The organism is Synechococcus sp. WH 5701, assembly GCF_000153045.1.
GTDB classification, from domain to species: Bacteria; Cyanobacteriota; Cyanobacteriia; order PCC-6307; family Cyanobiaceae; genus Regnicoccus_A; species Regnicoccus_A antarcticus.
In genome coordinates, this window is record NZ_AANO01000052.1 from 1 (window position 1) to 1665 (window position 1665).

At 64.4% G+C, this 1665-nt stretch carries 3 protein-coding genes; 1 reads left to right on the plus strand and 2 read right to left on the minus strand.

Annotated features, from left to right (window positions below; genetic code table 11):
• A partial coding sequence (locus WH5701_RS00265; RefSeq protein ID WP_232201740.1) for a glycosyltransferase occupies positions 1-688 on the plus strand: 688 nt, incomplete at its 5' end.
• Between the two features lie 324 nt (positions 689-1012).
• On the opposite strand, the gene WH5701_RS00270 is transcribed toward WH5701_RS00265, so the two are convergent.
• Together WH5701_RS00270 and WH5701_RS00275 are read right to left on the minus strand one after the other, a co-directional pair.
• Positions 1013-1432, minus strand: a complete 420-nt coding sequence (locus tag WH5701_RS00270) for an EVE domain-containing protein (protein ID WP_006169776.1) — start codon at positions 1430-1432, stop codon at positions 1013-1015.
• Positions 1432-1665 (minus strand): YciI family protein (locus tag WH5701_RS00275; RefSeq protein WP_006169777.1); only part of this gene is annotated, 234 nt, incomplete at its 5' end. The genes WH5701_RS00270 and WH5701_RS00275, both read right to left, overlap by 1 nt.

Consider the following 1665-nt stretch of genomic DNA (forward strand, 5'->3'; position numbering starts at 1 on the left):
AGCCATGACGGCATCGACACGCTCACCGCTGCCCGCTGCCCGATGTCCGGCTGGAGGTCGAGGGCGCGGGCACACTCACCCGCGACGACGAGGTGATCATTTCGTCAATCGCAACCTCGAGCCCTATCGCGGCTACCACGTCTTCATGCGCGCGCTGCCGCGTCTGTTGCGCGAACGCCCCCGGGCCCGCGTCCTGATCGTCGGCGGCGACGAGGTCAGCTATGGTGCCCGTCCGCCCAAGGGACAGACCTGGAAACAGGTCTTCATCGACGAGGTGCGCGGGCAGATTTCAGACGCCGATTGGGCGCGCGTGCATTTCCTTGGGCGCATCCCCTATGACCGCTTTCTGCGCCTGTTGCAGGTTAGTCGGGTGCATGTCTACCTGACCTATCCCTTCGTGCTCAGCTGGTCGCTGATGGAGGCGATGAGCTGTGGCGCAGCCATTGTCGCCGGCGATACCGCGCCGGTGCGCGAGGTGATCACCCATGACGAAACCGGGCGGCTGGTGGAGTTCTTCGACGGTGCAGCACTTGTGGGCGAGGTTTGCGCGCTGCTGGAGGATGAGGCCGCGCGGCACCGTCTGGGGGTGGCAGCCCGCAACCTGATCCGCGCGCGCTATGATCTGCAAACCATCTGCCTGCCGCGTCAGGTGGCGTGGGTGAGCGAGGTGGCGGCGGTGGAGGCATGAGGCGCGCGCCGGTCGCAGGTTTGCACCGGGGCCATTACACCAGCTTTGTCTGGGGGCTGTCGTAAAGGGAAGGTCTGGCCTTGAGCTGTCGTTGGCCGCACTCCGCGCGAAACGCACCGAAGGTGCCGCGCGATCGCCGGGCCGTCCCGCGGCCTGGCGATTTGAGGGGTTGCGCAACGTGTTGGGGTTATACGGATTTTGCCGGGATAAAGTACCCGCCACACACGTTGCATCGCCAGTCCCCGGCCCTGCGATCACGTGGCACTTCTGGCGGTCATTCAACGGCAGTTCCAGGCCCTTCGCGCTGCAACACAACGACGGCCCCTAACCCGACACCCCCGCCATCTCGCACACGATCCGCCATTCCTCCGCCGTCACCGGCTGCACCGACAGGCGCGAGTTGCGCACCAGCACCATCTCCGACAGGCGCGGATCGGCCTTGATCATCTCCAGCGTGACCGGCCCCCGTGCCACCTCCAGCGCCTTGATGTCCACACACTCCCATCGCGGATCATCGGTGGTGCTGTCGGGATGCGCCTCGGCGATCACCTCGACTGTGCCCACAACCGCCTTTTCCTTTTGCGAATGGTAAAAGAACCCGCGATCCCCCACCGCCATCTCGCGCATGAAATTGCGCGCCTGATAGTTGCGCACGCCGTTCCACTCCTCGCCCGCGTCGCCCTTGGCCACCTGATCGGACCAGCCCCAGACCGACGGTTCGGACTTGAACAGCCAATGGCGCATCAGATCACTTTCTTCCACGGGATCAATTCGACCCCCGAAAACAGTTCGGCCTTGGCATAGGGATCGTTATTGGCCCACTCCTGCGCCGCCTCCATATCCTCGACATCTAGGATCACCAGCGAGCCCACCATCTCGCCCTCGTCATTCAAAAGCGGCCCGGCCTGTGACACCACGCCGGTCTCCTTGAGATAGGCGATATGGGCGTCACGATTGTCGAGACGGGTTGCAGGGCA